The 16,272-nt window shown below is 39.4% G+C and carries 15 protein-coding genes and 1 tRNA gene; 2 read left to right on the top strand and 14 right to left on the bottom strand.

Annotated features, from left to right (window positions below):
• Nucleotides 1–219: 219 nt before the first annotated feature.
• The 4 genes from AC6CH7_RS03515 to AC6CH7_RS03500 all read right to left on the bottom strand — a co-directional run bounded on the left by AC6CH7_RS03515 (nt 220) and on the right by AC6CH7_RS03500 (nt 5,151).
• Nucleotides 220–978, bottom strand: coding sequence for an SDR family NAD(P)-dependent oxidoreductase (locus AC6CH7_RS03515; protein ID WP_498261363.1), 759 nt, complete (start codon nt 976–978; stop codon nt 220–222).
• 58 nt (nt 979–1,036) lie between these two features.
• The gene (locus AC6CH7_RS03510; protein ID WP_498261362.1) at nt 1,037–1,789 is read right to left on the bottom strand and encodes an SDR family NAD(P)-dependent oxidoreductase; all 753 of its coding nucleotides are present in this window, start codon (nt 1,787–1,789) and stop codon (nt 1,037–1,039) included.
• A gap of 94 nt (nt 1,790–1,883) precedes the next feature.
• A complete protein-coding gene (locus AC6CH7_RS03505) occupies nt 1,884–2,474 on the bottom strand; it encodes a Crp/Fnr family transcriptional regulator (protein WP_498261361.1) in 591 nt (196 codons plus the stop codon).
• Nucleotides 2,475–2,778: 304 nt separating this feature from the next.
• Nucleotides 2,779–5,151 carry a TonB-dependent receptor gene (locus AC6CH7_RS03500; protein WP_498261360.1) on the bottom strand — a complete coding sequence of 791 codons (2,373 nt, stop codon included), beginning with the start codon at nt 5,149–5,151 and terminating at the stop codon, nt 2,779–2,781.
• A 127-nt stretch (nt 5,152–5,278) separates the two neighbouring features.
• Between AC6CH7_RS03500 and AC6CH7_RS03495 the strand changes: the two genes are divergently transcribed.
• Nucleotides 5,279–5,857, top strand: coding sequence for a Crp/Fnr family transcriptional regulator (locus AC6CH7_RS03495; protein WP_498261359.1), 579 nt, complete (start codon nt 5,279–5,281; stop codon nt 5,855–5,857).
• Between the two features lie 431 nt (nt 5,858–6,288).
• Here AC6CH7_RS03495 and AC6CH7_RS03490 read toward each other — a convergent pair.
• From AC6CH7_RS03490 to AC6CH7_RS03450, 9 genes are all read right to left on the bottom strand, one after another.
• Nucleotides 6,289–6,368, bottom strand: a tRNA-Leu gene (locus tag AC6CH7_RS03490).
• Nucleotides 6,369–6,413: 45 nt separating this feature from the next.
• The gene (locus AC6CH7_RS03485) at nt 6,414–6,713 is read right to left on the bottom strand and encodes a DUF3817 domain-containing protein (protein ID WP_498261358.1); all 300 of its coding nucleotides are present in this window, start codon (nt 6,711–6,713) and stop codon (nt 6,414–6,416) included.
• A gap of 85 nt (nt 6,714–6,798) precedes the next feature.
• Nucleotides 6,799–7,332 carry an iron-sulfur cluster co-chaperone HscB C-terminal domain-containing protein gene (locus tag AC6CH7_RS03480; RefSeq protein ID WP_498261357.1) on the bottom strand — a complete coding sequence of 178 codons (534 nt, stop codon included), beginning with the start codon at nt 7,330–7,332 and terminating at the stop codon, nt 6,799–6,801.
• A gap of 6 nt (nt 7,333–7,338) precedes the next feature.
• On the bottom strand, nt 7,339–8,670 hold the full coding sequence (gene rseP / locus AC6CH7_RS03475; RefSeq protein WP_498261356.1) for an RIP metalloprotease RseP: 1,332 nt from the start codon (nt 8,668–8,670) through the stop codon (nt 7,339–7,341).
• Nucleotides 8,671–8,709: 39 nt separating this feature from the next.
• Nucleotides 8,710–9,861: a 1-deoxy-D-xylulose-5-phosphate reductoisomerase gene (locus AC6CH7_RS03470; protein WP_498261355.1), complete on the bottom strand. Its 1,152-nt coding sequence runs from the start codon at nt 9,859–9,861 to the stop codon at nt 8,710–8,712.
• Nucleotides 9,858–11,357, bottom strand: coding sequence for a GH3 auxin-responsive promoter family protein (locus AC6CH7_RS03465; protein ID WP_498261354.1), 1,500 nt, complete (start codon nt 11,355–11,357; stop codon nt 9,858–9,860). The genes AC6CH7_RS03470 and AC6CH7_RS03465 overlap by 4 nt, the downstream gene beginning before the upstream one ends.
• 9 nt (nt 11,358–11,366) lie before the next feature.
• Nucleotides 11,367–12,155, bottom strand: coding sequence for a hypothetical protein (locus tag AC6CH7_RS03460; RefSeq protein WP_498261353.1), 789 nt, complete (start codon nt 12,153–12,155; stop codon nt 11,367–11,369).
• Nucleotides 12,152–13,120 carry a glycosyltransferase family 2 protein gene (locus tag AC6CH7_RS03455; RefSeq protein WP_498261352.1) on the bottom strand — a complete coding sequence of 323 codons (969 nt, stop codon included), beginning with the start codon at nt 13,118–13,120 and terminating at the stop codon, nt 12,152–12,154. Before AC6CH7_RS03455 ends, AC6CH7_RS03460 begins: the two co-directional genes overlap by 4 nt.
• 3 nt (nt 13,121–13,123) lie before the next feature.
• Nucleotides 13,124–14,077, bottom strand: a complete 954-nt coding sequence (locus AC6CH7_RS03450) for a glycosyltransferase family 2 protein (protein WP_498261351.1) — start codon at nt 14,075–14,077, stop codon at nt 13,124–13,126.
• A 419-nt stretch (nt 14,078–14,496) separates the two neighbouring features.
• Between AC6CH7_RS03450 and AC6CH7_RS03445 the strand changes: the two genes are divergently transcribed.
• Nucleotides 14,497–15,267, top strand: a complete 771-nt coding sequence (locus AC6CH7_RS03445; RefSeq protein WP_084498238.1) for a 3-keto-disaccharide hydrolase — start codon at nt 14,497–14,499, stop codon at nt 15,265–15,267.
• Between the two features lie 115 nt (nt 15,268–15,382).
• Here the strand turns inward: AC6CH7_RS03445 and AC6CH7_RS03440 are convergent, their stop codons facing one another.
• The gene (locus tag AC6CH7_RS03440) at nt 15,383–16,270 is read right to left on the bottom strand and encodes a helix-turn-helix domain-containing protein (protein ID WP_498261350.1); all 888 of its coding nucleotides are present in this window, start codon (nt 16,268–16,270) and stop codon (nt 15,383–15,385) included.
• Nucleotides 16,271–16,272 lie beyond the last annotated feature (2 nt).

Below are 16,272 nucleotides of genomic sequence, written 5' to 3'. Positions count from 1 at the left end.
CTATCCCTACCAATTGGGGCATGATTTAAGGATTATTTGCAGGATATCGATTGATCCATTGGAACTGTCTGATCATGATGAAGTACATTGAAAACACATTTGTTCAGTAGCGTTTTCGATTATTCTCATAATTGTAAGTGCCTAATCAAAAATTTGTGAAGGGCTATTCACCTCTAGAAATCAGACCTAAGTTTACTTGAGTCATAAAATTTAGTAGGATTAGAAGCCATACATGCCGCCCGAAACCGAGATTTGCTCACCGGTGATCCAAGCTGCATCATCAGATGCGAGAAATACTACAGCTTTCGCAATATCTTCGGGCTGGCCTCTTCGACCAAGTGGTGTATTGGCAATAAACATTTTTTCATAATCACTCCCAGTGGTTACACCCGCACTGGTTGCGCCTTCTGTTTCAGTAGCGCCAGGCAAAATAGAATTGATCCGAACTTTTTTTGCACCCAGCTCTTTTGACAAAGCGATGGTGAAGGCATCTAGTGCAGCCTTGGTTGAAGAGTACAAAGAGGCATTCGGAAGTGGATATTTACTTGCACCCGAACTGATATTAATTATGTTGCCTCCCTCATCACCGAAAAGTTTCAATGCTGCCTGGATAGTCAATATAGGCCCTAGCACATTGACATTAAAACTTTGGCGAAATGCTTCTACTGAAATCTGCTCAATAGGTGCGTACCCTTGAGATACTGCATTGTTAACTAAAATATTTAATGTTCCATAAGCATTTTCCGTTTCTTCAAACAGCCTAATCACATCAGCTTCTTGAGATACATCTGCCTGCACGGCAATGGCTGTGCCTCCATTATCTGTTATGGCTTTCACCACTTTTTCTGCACTTTCTTTACTTGAGGCATAATTCACTACAACTTTTGCGCCTTCTGCAGCAAAATGTTTTGCTATTGCTGCACCTATTCCTTTTGAAGCACCGGTAACAACCGCCACTTTGTTTTTTAATCTGTTCATTCCGAATTATTTTAAATACTTAATAGACAGTAATAAATCCGCACTAAACGTGAGGCTATTACTTAGATAAATAGGTCATGCCACCATCAACAAGTAATTCGGCACCCAACATGAAAGAAGAATCATCTGAAGCTAGGAATACCGCTGTCTTACCGATATCTGATGGTTGGCCGATCCTGCCAATTGGCATCACACTAGCAAAGTGTGTTTTTAGAGCTTCGATTTGTTCAGCAGGAACAAACTTGTCAAATGCCGGCGTATCCGTTGTACCTGGTGTAATTACGTTTACTCTAATCTTTCTTTCTATAAGGTCATTTGAAAACCCTTTTGCCAGATAGATTACTGCTGCTTTTGCAGCGCCATAAAGCCCAAATGAAGGGTAGGCACGATGTGCTGCATTAGATCCGATTAGAATAACAGAACCACCATCATTCATGTAAGGCAGTGCTTTTTGAACAGTGAAGTAAACACTTTTTAAGTTTAGGTTCATGGTTTTGTTATAGTCGGCTTCAGTCGTATCTGCCACGGTTCCGGCAGTTCCAACACCTGCGTTCGCAACAACCACGTCTATCTTACCAAATTTTTCAGCGGTTTCTTTAAACACCCTCTCCAGATCGGCTAGATTGGTTACATCGGCGTTGATGGCTATAAAATCATCACCAAGCTGTGCCACAGCACTAGTTAGGGTTTCCTTGTTTCTGCCAACAATAGTTCCGACTGCGCCGTCATTTTTAAATGCTTCCGCAATACCAAAGCCAATACCACTATTGCCGCCTGTAATTACCGCGACTTTATTTTTTAACTTATTCATGATTTTTGTGATTTAATTAACATATCCAAAGATGCAGCCTCATAACGGGCTGAGTATTGACTTAAGTCATTAAATACACTTGATAAAAATCAATTCATTTTAAGGAGTTCTTCCTTATCCTACTTAAAGTCTCGGGGGATAATCCCAGGTAAGATGCGATCATGTTTTGTGGAAACCGCTGTAGAAAATGTGGATATTCATTAACCAATTCTTGGAAACGCTCTTCGCCGGAATGGCTTATGGCAGACTGCATCCTTTTCTGTGCTGCAATGGTGTAATTTTGACTGATAACGTTTTGCATTGCCGAAAAAGCGGGAATGGGCTTTATAAACTCATCAACAAGCGCATTCGTTATTTGAAGAATTTCCATATCCTCCAGTGCTTGTATATTAAATCGACTTGGTGTTAATTGATAAAAACTTTCAAAATCGTTTAACCACCAGTTTTCGACACTTAATTTCAGAATATGTTCATGCCCTTTTTCATTTACTGTAAACGTTCTAGCTGAGCCTTTTACGATAAATCCAGTATATTTACATATATCCCCCTCTTGTAGAAAATATTGTCGCTTTCGTAGTCTTTTTGACTTGAAATGTGTCATAAATATTTGCTTCTCGTCATCTGAAAGTATCTTGCCAGAAAGTTTTTGAACATAATCAAAAAGCGCTGAGAAATTGGACATCATATAAATATCTATAAAAATAAGATCAAAAATAGCCTTTTTTGATCTTATTTTTATAGTCTTTTATCACTTGAAACTCCCTTGAACTTACTTTAACGGCCGCTTGGGAAAAGCTATACCCTTATGATCATCCCATCGCCGTCTACAGATATAGGTAGTACACGAAAACTAACAAACCATTAAATAAATCAAAACAGAAACTGACCACTAAAGGATAAAATTGAAATAAGACCATGAAGGCAAATACCAAGAAGAGCTTCCAAGGCAGGATTGTGTTTTGGACGAAACCCAATCCTGGTCTATTTCATTAAAAAGTAAACCTTACAAACGGCACAGGGAAAAATCCCTGCTGGTAATTGTTTACGACTTGTCCGGTACGGGCGTTCCAATCCTGTCTGAAAATATTATTGTTATTGGTAACGTTTTGCAGGTCCAGCGAAATTTCTAAAGACGATTTTCGGTATTCCTTCCGGTAGGATAGCTTTACATCCGAACGGAAATAAGGCGATTGCCTTAATGAAAAAGCCTCTTCTTCGATAAACTGTATTTCGCCGTCTGCAATAGATGCTGTAATGTCCACAGGTGAAAGATAGCGACCTCCGACGGCAGAGATCTTCATTGAAATGCTGAAATATCTTTCCCTGTTGAACTTCCATTCCTTGCCTGCAAGGGCATTGATTACATAACCCATATTAAACGCCGTATTTCGCAATACCCCATCGCTTCCCTGATATTTGGAATCAAACAGGGACGTGGTAAGCAGGTAATAAAGTCCTTTTGAAAAATTCCTTTCAAGCGTAAGCTCTACGCCGAAATTTCTTCCCTTGCCCTGGTTGATAAGACTGTCCCGCAATGTAGGAGTGGCATCTGCTCCAAGATTGATGGTCGAAAAAGAAGACGGATGACTTTCCACAGGCAGGTCATACAACGACTGGTAATAAAGTTCGGTCTTCAGGCTTGTATTATTGTTTAATTTCCAGCTGTGTGACAACACAGCATGGTTGCTTCTTATAAACCCTAAAGATTCATTTGTATACAGGTGGTCGGACGGAGTGGATGTTACAACCGTGTAATTTAACAGATTGTCCATTTGGCTGTGCATTCCGAAACCGAAGCCTAAAGTATGCCTGTTGTTTATTTTAGCATTTAGCCCGATTCTTGGCTCTATGCTTTGGCTCTGGGAAATATCCAGATATTGGTAGTGCATCCCTGCGATAAATGTCCACACATCGTTCATCCTGTATTTCCATTGAGCGTAGCTCTGCAACAGGTTCAAACCGCGTTGGCGGTCAGCAATTACAAGGTCGTGTACGCCGGCATAGATCCGTTTGTTGAGTATGGAAAAGTCGGTATAGTCATTGGAAACCCCTGCAATAAGGCTATGCCTTGCATTTAACTTATGATTCAACTGAAAGACAGCAGAATATTTTTGCGTGGAGAATTTCCAGTGCCAGTCAGGAGTAGCGATATCGGGTTTTACCGTACTGATAGAATCCCTGTCAAACCATTCGTTCGTACTGCTATAACCGACTGTTATTTTCGCAGTAGTCTTATTATTTAGCAGATGCTCATAACTAAGTCCTGTAATGTTGGTTTCGTAATCGGCAAAACGATTGGAGTAGCTATTTCCATAAGCCTGTCCGTCGGGATCATAATCTTTGCCCAGGCTCACAAATGAACTTCTGCCCCATATACCGAACAAACTCAGGTTTCCTTTTGCCCCGACTGATGAGTTTACTTTATAATTTACATCGTAGTAGTCGGGTTGCCCTCCGCCAGTACCAAAGTTGAGCCCCAACTGCCGGAATACAGAAAGGGTGGAATATCTGGCATTTACGAGGTAGGATGCTTTTTTAACTTTACCGATCGGCCCCTCTGCTCCGGCTTCAAATCCGTTGAAACCTACTTGTCCTACAAATTCGTGCTTGTCTTTATTTCCATTTCGCAACCGTAAATCAAAGACGCCCGCAACAGCGTTACCATATTGGGCGGGGAAAGCACCTGATATAAAATCAGACTTGGCTATCAGGTTGTTGTTCAGCATACTTACAGAACCTCCCATACTGTTCAGCGCACCGAAGTGGTTAGGATTGGGAATGTTAAGACCTTCAAACTGCCATAACATAGCATTTGGGGAATTGCCTCGTATAATGATGTCATTTCTTGTGTCATTGGTGGATACCACTCCGGCAAAGTTTATAGCCATCCGCGCAGGGTCGCCAAAAGAACCGGCGTATCTTTTGGTTTCTTCCATATTGAACGTGCGGACGCTTACAGTAGCCATTTCATTGTTGGGTGATTTCCTGTTAGGAGCGCTAATGACCGCTTCATCCAACATCTTAATTTTTTCACGCATTGCCACATTATTAAGTTGAAGTTCTTTCCCTGCGGTGATCAATAAATCGGAAAGAAACAAGGGTTCGTATCCAACAAACGTAATGATAATAGATTGCCTGCCTAAAGGAACTTCCATAAGCCTAAAACTTCCAAGCGAATCTGAAAACGTGCTTATCCCGGGGTAATTTGCCATTTGTATTGTCGCACCACCGATAGGGGCAAACGAGGCATCGTCAACTAATTTCCCGTTTATAGTTTGGGTTTGGGCTTGTACATTGCTGAAAAAGGCAATGAGGAACACAGCCAATAAAGTGGCCTTATAATAGATTGATTTTGCTGCCATAATTCGATACATTTGTCTCAGGAAATTATTTTGGACAAATTTCCACAACAGGATCTCCCTGTTCATTGATTTGGGTCAATAAAGAAAGTACCCTAGGAAAAACAGTCTATTGAAGCCCGCTAAGTTTATGTTTGAAAATATTCATCAGTATTTTTTGCAATTTTTACCCAACCTTTCTACCGGGGCATGGGAGCCTCTTACTGAGCTTTTGGTAGTGAAGTCTTACAAGAAAGGGGAAATTATCAGTGATTTGGGTTCTGTAAACAAATGGGTTTCCTTTATTGAGAAGGGGGCGGTGATCGCATTTGATTTGTCTGACGGGAAGAAGACCGTCTATGAGTTCTTTTTTGAACATCAATTTACAGGAGATTATGAAAGTTTTTTGACGTCCCGTCCTGCTAATTATGGAATAGAAGCCTTGGAAGATTGTGAATTGTATCATCTTCATTTCAACAGCCTGCAAAAGCTGTATGAAAGGTTTCCTGAGTATGAACGCATTGGCAGGCTCATTGCAGAAGCTCAGTTTTTGCGTGTTACCCAAAAAAACGCCAAGTTGATGGGAGAAAAGCCCGAAGAGCGGTATTTGAATCTTATAAAAGAAAGGGAAGAGTTGATTCAAAGAGTACCGCAGTATTACGTGGCATCTTATCTCGGAGTTACGCCCGAAGCATTAAGCCGGATCAGGAAAAGGCTGGTTTCAAAATAGTTGCAACACTGCATAGTGGATAATGGAACCGTTGGCCGGAAGAAAATTAAGAAGGGGCCGTCTCATTTTAACTTTCCATAAGCTAATTTGTTTAAAGGCTATGGCACGCGGAAAAACCTCCATCATCCTTTTTAAAGCAGACTTGCAACATCAAGTGATGTTGTTCCCACCCGATCTTAACGATCTGATTACTGCTAAGATCACCCCCTCTACTCTAAGTTTGTTTATTAAACAAGAAATTATAGGATTATAAAGTGTTCAAAGAATCCGTCACTATCCTGATCGAGAATCGAACACACTTATAGATATAAATGTATGATTTATAGAGTTTTACAAAAGAAATGAAAATTAAAAATACGCATTATCGCCTAGTAGATTAAAGGACAAAGCCCTAACAATCAGATTGTTAGGGCTTATTTACTCGCTTTTCGTACCCAGCGCCGGAGTCGAACCGGCACGGTTTCCCACAGGTGTTTGAGACCAGCGCGTCTACCAATTCCGCCAGCTGGGCATTTGCTTATTCAGCGGGATGCAAATGTATTAATTGAATAACTAATTACCAAGACTTATTTAAATTATCTTCTTTAAGTCTTTTGTCTACCCAAAAAGGGGCAAATGGCACTAATGATGCAAACCCTATGAGTACCACCTTTTTAAAGCTCCATTTATACTCTTGCCATGCCATAATTAAAAAAACAATATACAGCACAAATAAAAGGCCATGAGCCCAGCCTGTATATTTCACAGCCAAAGGCATGTCGGCCCAGTACTTTAGGGGCATCGCAATAAATACCAGTAAGATGTAAGAAATTCCCTCAGCAACGGCAATTTTTCTAAAAATGGATAATGTGTTCATATGTATGGATTTGCGGCAAAGGTATCCAAACAATCATTGTAAAAAAGTAGCATTTTACTTTTTTACAATGATTTAACAGCTAGCCTTATAAATTGGCAGCTTTAGCAATACTTTCTCTAAGTCTTAACAAATACTTAGTACGATAATACAAGTCCTTTATTGCAATAAGTGTTTTATCCTGTTCCGCTGAGCTCTGATGTTCAAAAGAAGTTGTAAGTGATAAAATTTCATCCGACAGCCCCTTCTCCACCCCATTAACAGCATCCTTTAGACTTGCCAGTTTCACAGGGTCAGGATCAAATTGCAAATCCATCAGCGCCTCATTGATATCCATCATCTCCATTAAAAAGCTCTGAGGCAGAACATAGTTCTCACCTTCCTTTAACAAGCCTTTTAATTCCAGAACATAATGTAACCGCTTCTGCGGATCACTTAGAACCTGATATGCTTTATTGTTTGCCGTACTTAACTCCAGTACCTCAGCCTGTTTCTCATCGTTTTCATTAATATAAAAATCAGGATGATACTTCTTACTAAACTCATAAAACTTTTGCTTTACAAGAGCCACATCAGGATTAAAGCTTAATGGTAAGCCATAAAATGCAAAATAATCTGTCATAAGGGTTTAATGCATTACGGCCTTAAATATGTCGTTGCCGAGCACAAAAACCATCAAGGACAATAGCAGAACAAAACCAACTATCTGGGCGCGCTCCATAAATTTATCGCCAAGAGGCTTTCCTTTGATCATCTCTACAATAAGAAATACAACATGTCCCCCATCCAAAGCTGGTATAGGTAACAGATTCATGAATGCTAGAGCAATAGAAATAAAACCAGTAGAAGCCCAGAATCTAGTCCACACCCACTCTCCGCCATAAACTTTACGCGCAATCTCTACAGGGCCCGAAAACGCTTTGTTTGCCTGGATCTTGCCAGTAAGCACTTTCCAAATTCCTTTACCATTGTCACTAAAAACTTTCCAGGCCTGGTTAGCCCCTATTGGAAGCGAAGCAAAAAATCCATAATTAATCGTTTCTTGCTTAATTTCACTTGACGTAAATCCAATACCCACTGTACCGCTGGTATCTATAGGGACTTTAACAGACAACTTCTCTGCGCCTCTATTAATGCCTACATCTATCGTTTTACCTTTATATTTCGGAACAAGAGATCTGAAATCAACATCATAGTTCACAGGTATGCCATTTAAAGAAGTAATTTTATCGCCTTTTTTTAAGCCCGCTTTCTCTGCAGCCTTTCCTGTAACTATGCTGTCTATCCTAGTGCTTAAAAGAGGCATCCTGCTAATAAACGCTTCAATTCCTAAATCAGAAACCTTATTTAATATATTCTCAGGCACTTTAATATCTAAAGTTCTGTCCCCACGAATAACTGTTAAATTTGTATTTCCCAACAAAACCTTTGAACTGATCAACTCATCAAAGCGAATTACCTTGTTTCCATTAACGGCAATTACCTTATCTCCTTTTTGAAGTCCGATTTCTTTACCGATACTTCCGGGATTAATACCATTCTGTACAGAACTATTAGGAATAAATGTTTCCCCGTATTTAAAGGTAAGCATCCAGAAAATCAGGATACCAACAACTATATTAACAATAACACCACCAAGCATTACTATTAAACGTTGCCAGGCTGGTTTAGATCTAAATTCCCAAGGCTGTGCTGGCTGATTCATTTGTTCGGTATCCATAGATTCATCTATCATACCTGCTATTTTAACATAACCACCTAATGGTAACCAACCAATCCCGTACTCACAATCCCCTTTCTTAAAACTAAACAACTTAACACCCCAGGCGTCAAAAAACAGATAAAACTTCTCTACCTTAATTCCAAAAGCACGTGCCGCAAGAAAATGTCCTAATTCGTGTAAAATAACTAATATCGATAATCCCAGAAGTAACTGGGCCGCCATAATCAATCCGCTCATATATGATTTTAAATGTTTCTAAATTTGACTGTAAAAAACTTATTTTGTTACCAGCTCGCCCGCAAATATACGTGTATGCTGGTCGGTTTCTAAATAATTATTAAGAGTTGGTGTCGCTATAAAGCTGATATCAGACATACATTGTTCTATTATATCGCTCATTTCCAGGAAACCAATCTGATTTTGTAAAAAAGCATTTACCACTACTTCATTAGCAGCATTAATGATGCAAGGCATATTTCCTGCTTTGCGTAAAGCCTCAAATGCAAGGTCAAGATTTCTAAAGGTACTTCTATCAGCCTTTGAGAACGTAAGCTCCGGATAATCCATAAAGTTGAAACGTTTAAAATTGCTGCTTATTCTTCCAGGGTATGCAAAAGCATAATGAATTGGCAATTTCATATCAGGAAGCCCCATCTGAGCCTTCATAGAACCATCATTAAACTGCACCAGCGAATGTACAATAGATTGAGGATGTACAATCACATCAATCTGGTCCACATTCAAATCAAACAGCCATCTTGCTTCAATAACTTCGAGGCCTTTATTCATTAAAGACGCAGAATCAATAGTGATCTTTGCGCCCATTACCCAGTTGGGGTGTTTAAGTGCCTCGACTTTGGTAACATTAGCTAAAAAAGCACGCTCTTTCCCTCTAAATGGCCCACCGGATGCGGTTAAATAGATCTTTTCAATTGTATCAACTGCCTCACCTACCAGACACTGAAAAATTGCGGAATGCTCAGAATCTACAGGTATAATTTTTACCCCATATTGCTTTGCTAAGCTAGTTATCAAATCACCGGCAACCACCAGCGTTTCTTTATTGGCCAGGCCAATATCTTTTTTAGCTTCAATAGCAGCAATAGTCGGTTTTAAACCAACAGAACCTACTATTGCAGTAAGTACCAAATCTGTCTCTGCCAAACTAGCTGCTTCACACAATGCTGCTTCACCTGCCAAAACCTTGATGCCTGTAGCTGATAAAGCCGCTTTTACTGATTGATATTGACGCTCGTCGCCAATAACAACCATTAAAGGCTTAAATTTTAATGCCTGGGCAATCAACAGATCAGCATTTGATTGTGCTGTAAGCGCTGTAACCTTATACAACTCCGGATTTGCCTCAATAACTTCTAAGGCCTGTGTTCCTATTGAACCGGTTGCGCCTAAAATGGATATGTTTTTCAATTTGTAAAACTACTTAAATTATCAGCAATCTTTCTGTCGTTCGATAATCTTGGAACCTTATTCTGCCCGCCAAGCTTACCCTGGCTACGCATAAAATTCACAAAGGCATCTTTTTGTAAAGAACGAATGATCAGTGGCTGCAGTATTTTTCCCTCAATGAGGTCAAAATAGTAAATATTCTTCTTTTGTAGTGCTTCATCTACTTTTTTACTGAATGCTTCAATATCTTTAGGAGGATTAGAAAACTCCACAAACCACTCGTGGTAAGGCAATTCGCCTGGTTTGGTTTCTACCTGAGGAGCTACAGTAAATTCTGTAATACCAACACCTTCCTGGTTAGCTACGGTAAGTAAAGCATGTTCTACCTCTTCGCCAATTACATGTTCTCCGAAGGCTGAAATAAAATGCTTAATACGTCCTGTCACCAATATTTTATATGGGTTTTTAGATACAAACTTAATCGTATCTCCAATGCTATACCCCCATAACCCGGCATTTGTATTGAGTATCAAAGCATAATTCTTTTCTAGCTCCACATCTTCCAGGCTTACTCTCAAAGGGTTATCATTATAGTACTCATCGGCAGGAATAAATTCATAAAATATGCCTGCATTTGCCAGCAGCAACAGACTTTTATCCTGCTGAGAATCCTGATAGGCGATAAATCCTTCGGAGGCAGGATAAGTTTCAATTGTATCTATTTTCTTGCCTATGCTTTCCTCAATTTTAGCCCGATAAGGTTCGTAATTAACCCCACCATACACAAACAAGCTAAAATTTTTAAAAATATCTTTAATTTTTTTGCCTCCGGATTTCTGTGCAAGCCTGTCAAAATACATTTGCACCCATGGTGGTATGCCCGAAATCAGGGTCATATCCTCGTTAATGGTTTCTTCTACTATTGCATCAACCTTTTGCTCCCAATCTTCAATACAATTTGTAGCATAAGAAGGCAAGCGGTTTCTCTGTAAATACCCCGGAACAAGATGGGCAACTATACCCGATAATCTGCCTACATTAATTCCATTTTTTTTACTCAGCACAGGGCTTCCCTGCAAAAAGATCATCTTACCATTAACAAATGCGGTGTTACCGGTTTGGTGAATATAAGTAAGTAAAGCATTACGGGCAGCTTTAACATGCTCGGGCACCGATTCTTTGGAAAGTGGAATGTATTTAACGCCCGATGTGGTACCAGATGTTTTTGCAAAATAAAGAGGTTTACCTTTCCACATTACATCCGGTTCGCCTGCAACTACCCTTTCAATATAAGGTCTTAACTCTTCATAATCCCTAACAGGCACCGCCTTTTTAAAGTCTTCATATGTTTTTACAGAGGCAAAACCATGATCCTTACCAAAGGCTGTACCTTTTGCAGAATCAATGAGTTGGCTTAAAGTTTCCTTCTGTGCGCCCACTGCATTTTTTTTCCATTTATTGATGCCTTTTACAATAAAGGCAGCAAACGGTTTACTTAATGCCGCTTTTAATCCCATAAGTTCTGTTTAAACTATGTTATGTATAATATCAGGCTCAGCATCTCCCTTGTATTCACTCATCATTTTACGATAAGCAATAGTTAAAGCCACACTTGATAGCGGAACAATAATAAAGGAGCTCAAAATATTTATAAAGAATGAGAACACCGGCCAGTGTATGTAACTAAAAAACAAATAAAGCAGGTGAAAACTTAATAGCACTAATAAAAGCAGGAAGATCTTTGTAAAATTGCCTTTTGTAGTGGCTAAGCTAAACTTTATAGACAGAAATGGGGGTAAATCTTTATCGATTATAAAAAACGGAAAGAAAGAAATACGGATCCATGTAATGAATATTGCAATTACACCAACAGAAATAGCCACATTGGTTATCACTTCCATTTTTATCCCTGTGTATATAAAAGGAAAAGCGATCAATACCACTATCGAATACACGCCTACAATACAAAGCATAAAGTAAAGTGTTGCTACCAGGAATCTGATAATTTGTTTCCGGGTGGGAATGGTGCTTACAATGCTTACATCATGCTCTTCGTCATCCAGTAAATGAAAAATATACTTAAACAGTGACAGATTGATGGTAAAGTAGAACATCACAAAAATGAAAGCCATCAATATGCTCAATCCCTTACTCACATCCTTTAAAAAGAATGCCATTAAGCCCGAAGCATTAGAAGTAATAAACATCAAAAAGCACAGCGTCGCAATAGAAAAGTAATTCCTTTTGGTCACTGTCCAGGCCTTGCTAATCACCTCATTTACAGCAAATGTACTCTCCTTTAAAAATTCTATCATTGTTGTTTAAATACTACTCTTTTAATAAAATCCTGCATAAAACCCAAACCGTAGGCAGTTAGCTGAATGAACGCTGCAATAATGCTCAAAAATGCAACTTTTAATGACTTATTAACCTGCCATGAGTGAAAAAATATCAACATAAAGTATATCAGCATTACAAAGTTACAAATGAATGCCAAAGGCCAATATAATATATTAATAAGCACAGTAAATATTACCGTACATGTAAATGCTGCCGGAAAGAAATGTACCAATTTTAATTCGGAGGGGAAATGTTTATAAATATTTATCCTGGCCCTGCCAAAAAAGTGCAGCTGCTTATAGAACTGGCTAAAACTTGTGCGTCGTTTATGAAAAACTCTGGCTGCCGGAATTAGACCGATCTTAAAGCCGTGTTCGTGGATACGAATACTATATTCGATATCCTCTCCCAATCTTGTTAAAATAAAGCCGCCAACTTTTTCCCATACTTCTCTGGATACCCCCATGTTAAAACTACGGGGATGAAATTGTCCGATATGCTTTTTATTGCCTCTTATCCCTCCGGTTGTAAATGGAGAAGTCATAGCATAGCTGATGGCCTTTTGTACCGGAGTAAAACTTTGGTGTGCAGCATCAGGCCCACCATAAGCATCCAGTTTATGTTCAAAAAGATAATCCTTTACTATTTCAAGGTAATCCTCAGGGATCAGACAATCGGAATCAAAAATCACAAAGAAATCGCCTTTGGCCCTTTCAAACCCATAATTACGCGAAAATCCTTGTCCCTCGTTAGGTTTAAAGAAATATTTTACATCAAGCGAGTTGGCATATTTATCAACAATAGCCTTAGCATCATTTACAGAACCATCTTCAATTACCAATACTTCGAATTGGGTATAGGTTTGCCTGGTAAGCGTAGTAAGCAATTCATCAATCTCCTGGGGGCGATTGTAAAGGGGAATTATAATCGAAAAAAACATTTGTTATAAAATCTCCTTTTCTATTAAATATTGATTACGTTCTGGTGCATTTCTGGTCACCAGTTCTGCAACAAAACCAGTTAAAAACAACTGAGAGCCAAGTATTATGGCTACCAAAGCAATATAGAACAATGGTTGATCGGTTACATCTCTTTTATACGGAATGGCCATAGATATATGATATAACTTAACGCCAATAAGCCATAAGGCCATAAATGTTCCTACTACAAAACTCAGCACCCCTAATGAACCAAAAAAGTGCATTGGGCGTTTGCCAAATTTACCTACAAAAAAGATAGACAGGAGGTCTAGAAATCCGTTAACAAAACGGCTCATTCCAAACTTGGTAACCCCATATTTACGTGCTCTATGTTCTACTACCTGTTCCCCTATATTCTTAAATCCTGCCCATTTTGCAATTACAGGAATGTAACGGTGCATCTCGCCATAAACTTCAATGGTTTTAACCACATCACTACGGTAAGCTTTTAAACCGCAATTAAAATCATTTAATTGAATGCCCGACATTTTGCGGGTGGCTGCATTAAAGAGTTTGGTGGGTATGGTTTTGGTAATCGGATCGTAACGCTTCTTTTTCCAGCCGGATATAATATCAAACTTTTCCTCTTTTATCCGACGGAAAAGCTCGGGTATCTCATCCGGACTATCCTGTAAATCAGCATCCATAGTAATTACCACATCACCCTGTGCAGCCTCAAAAGCAACATTTAAAGCCGCAGACTTACCATAGTTTCTTCTGAATTTAATTCCTTTTACTGAACTATATTGTTGCTTTAAATCTTCAATTATGCTCCAGGAGGTATCAGTACTTCCATCGTCAACAAAAAGAACCTCATAACTAAAGTTATGCTCCTGCATTACCTTAGCAATCCATGAAGTTAATTCAGGTAACGATTCTTCTTCATTATATAGGGGGATTACAACAGAAATATCCATGTGTGATTACAACGCTTAAAACTGTGCAAACTTACGATTTTTTTCTGTTAGAAGACTAATACACTTGAGCCTTAGGCGGTGAATGAATTTGGGATTATTTGGTTTTCAATATATCCTTTAATGGTATCATCTAAAATATGTCCGATTGTCTCACCACAATAACTTCATGTCCACAAGGAGGTAATTTCGTTTTCAGCTAAGGGAATTCCTTTTCAAACTTAACAAATATGCATTCACAAAATTGTTAAGTTTAGCCACCATCTGAGCCCTATTATATCCATCTCAATCTTAACACGCCGGTTAGAATCAAACTGTAACAATATTAGCCGTTCCCAATAAATACTTAGAGAATTACTATAATTAATCCCATTTAATTATAAATTTGAATAGTTATTAAATTAAATCACACAATGATAAACATGCGTAAATCAGTTATCCTTGCTACATTAATGATGGCAGGAATTAACATTGTTCAGGCTCAAGATGCAAAACCTGAAGACACCGAAGTATATACTCCAGTTCCTAAAGTAGTATCAACACCGGAGCTTACAATAGCCCCTCCTTCTGATGCTATTATACTTTTTGACGGCAAAAACCTTGACCAATGGGTAATGACTGAAGACAGGTCTAAACCTGCTGCATGGACAGTTGCCAACAAAGTATTTACCGTAAATAAAAAATCGGGAAACATAGAAACCAAAGAATCATTTGGTAATTATCAGTTACACCTGGAGTGGCGTGTGCCTGCAAACATTACTGGCAAAGGACAAGGCAGAGGCAATAGCGGACTTTTCCTTGCTTCTATTGGTAAAGGCGATGCTGGTTATGAATTGCAAATTCTTGACTCTTATAAAAACGACACTTATACAAATGGACAGGCTGCAAGTATTTACAAACAATTTGTGCCTCTCGCCAACCCAACCCGCAAACCTGGAGAATGGAACAGTTACGATGTAATCTGGACTGCACCTACATTTAACGAAGATAAAACTGTAAAAACGCCTGCCAGAGTTACCGTGTTATTTAACGGAGTGTTGGTTCAGGATAATACTACATTATTGGGCCCAACACAATATATCGGAGCTCCTGCATACAGACAAGCTCATGGCCCTGCACCAATTAAGTTACAATCTCATGGAGATCCTAGCGAGCCGTTGAGTTTCCGTAACATCTGGATCAGAAATCTGTAATATCCATTAGTATACATCATAAGAAGAGGCCGTTGTACGGCCTCTTCTTATGATGTATGTATTTCTGTGATGTTTTTAGTTTTGATATTTCCCCGACACAGCTTGTCCCTGGTAATCAGTTAAAAGCCTGACGAAATTCCAGCGGCGATAAATTCGTCTTTTTTTTGAAAAGCGTGCTAAAGGATTGCGCGTGCTCAAAGCCTAAGGCATAGGCGATCTCGCTAACCGAAAGACTGGTCATGGAAAGTTTTTCCTTGGCTTTCGCGATCAGTTTTTCATGAATATGCTGCTGTGTGTTCTGTCCGGTATGAGCCCGAAGCAAGTCACTCAGGTAGTTCGGCGACAGGTTCATCTGCGCAGCAATATATTGTACCGTGAGCAAACCCTGTATGTCGCTGTTAAAGTAGTCATCGATTAACTGCTCGAACCTGGTCAGCAGCGCTGAATTATTATTCTTGCGGGTCAAAAACTGCCGCTCATAAAAACGGTTGGAATACTTTAGCAGGCTCTCGATCTGCGTCAGAATGATCTCCTGGGTATGCTTATCGATATGCTGGCACTCCTTATCAATTTTATGGAGGATTGTGATCAGGTCATCTTCTTCCTCGGCCGACAGGTGCAGCGCTTCGTTAACCGCGTAATCGAAAAAACCGTAATGATGAATGCTGTTCGCCAGAGTATGCTGTAACAGGAAGTCCGGGTGAAAGATCAGGAGATAACCGGAACCGCATTCCATATTTTGGAGGTCCAGTTGTTGCACCTGATTAGGGGCAGTAAAACTCAATACTCCTTTATCGTAATCATAATGCTGCTGTCCGTACCTGATTTTGCCCTTGGCTTCGCGTTTGAGCGCCACGCAATAAAAGCGGTTAACGAAACCTTTCCAGATCTGGTCTTCCAAAAAAACACTTTCCGCCAGATTGATCACGCTCACCAGCGGGTGGCGGGGTTCTGTTAAGGATAGCAAACGGTGAAATTCCGATATGGAGTTAATGGCGTTCATAA

Source organism: Pedobacter sp. GQ55, assembly GCF_059758925.1.
The sequence above is the reverse complement of the archived record's forward strand: the minus strand, read 5'-3'. Positions and strand labels throughout refer to the sequence as shown.

Excerpts from the sequence above, each read along its gene's own strand:
- AC6CH7_RS03450 (WP_498261351.1), bottom strand. The coding sequence starts at position 14,077 with ATGGATATTTCTGTTGTAATCCCCCTATATAATGAAGAAGAATCGTTA.
- AC6CH7_RS03500 (WP_498261360.1), bottom strand. The coding sequence starts at position 5,151 with ATGGCAGCAAAATCAATCTATTATAAGGCCACTTTATTGGCTGTGTTC.
- rseP (WP_498261356.1), bottom strand. The coding sequence starts at position 8,670 with ATGAGCGGATTGATTATGGCGGCCCAGTTACTTCTGGGATTATCGATA.
- AC6CH7_RS03485 (WP_498261358.1), bottom strand. The coding sequence starts at position 6,713 with ATGAACACATTATCCATTTTTAGAAAAATTGCCGTTGCTGAGGGAATT.
- AC6CH7_RS03465 (WP_498261354.1), bottom strand. The coding sequence starts at position 11,357 with ATGGGATTAAAAGCGGCATTAAGTAAACCGTTTGCTGCCTTTATTGTA.
- AC6CH7_RS03440 (WP_498261350.1), bottom strand. The coding sequence starts at position 16,270 with ATGAACGCCATTAACTCCATATCGGAATTTCACCGTTTGCTATCCTTA.
- AC6CH7_RS03515 (WP_498261363.1), bottom strand. The coding sequence starts at position 978 with ATGAACAGATTAAAAAACAAAGTGGCGGTTGTTACCGGTGCTTCAAAA.
- AC6CH7_RS03460 (WP_498261353.1), bottom strand. The coding sequence starts at position 12,155 with ATGATAGAATTTTTAAAGGAGAGTACATTTGCTGTAAATGAGGTGATT.
- AC6CH7_RS03455 (WP_498261352.1), bottom strand. The coding sequence starts at position 13,120 with ATGTTTTTTTCGATTATAATTCCCCTTTACAATCGCCCCCAGGAGATT.
- AC6CH7_RS03505 (WP_498261361.1), bottom strand. The coding sequence starts at position 2,474 with ATGATGTCCAATTTCTCAGCGCTTTTTGATTATGTTCAAAAACTTTCT.
- AC6CH7_RS03510 (WP_498261362.1), bottom strand. The coding sequence starts at position 1,789 with ATGAATAAGTTAAAAAATAAAGTCGCGGTAATTACAGGCGGCAATAGT.
- AC6CH7_RS03495 (WP_498261359.1), top strand. The coding sequence starts at position 5,279 with ATGTTTGAAAATATTCATCAGTATTTTTTGCAATTTTTACCCAACCTT.
- AC6CH7_RS03445 (WP_084498238.1), top strand. The coding sequence starts at position 14,497 with ATGCGTAAATCAGTTATCCTTGCTACATTAATGATGGCAGGAATTAAC.
- AC6CH7_RS03480 (WP_498261357.1), bottom strand. The coding sequence starts at position 7,332 with ATGACAGATTATTTTGCATTTTATGGCTTACCATTAAGCTTTAATCCT.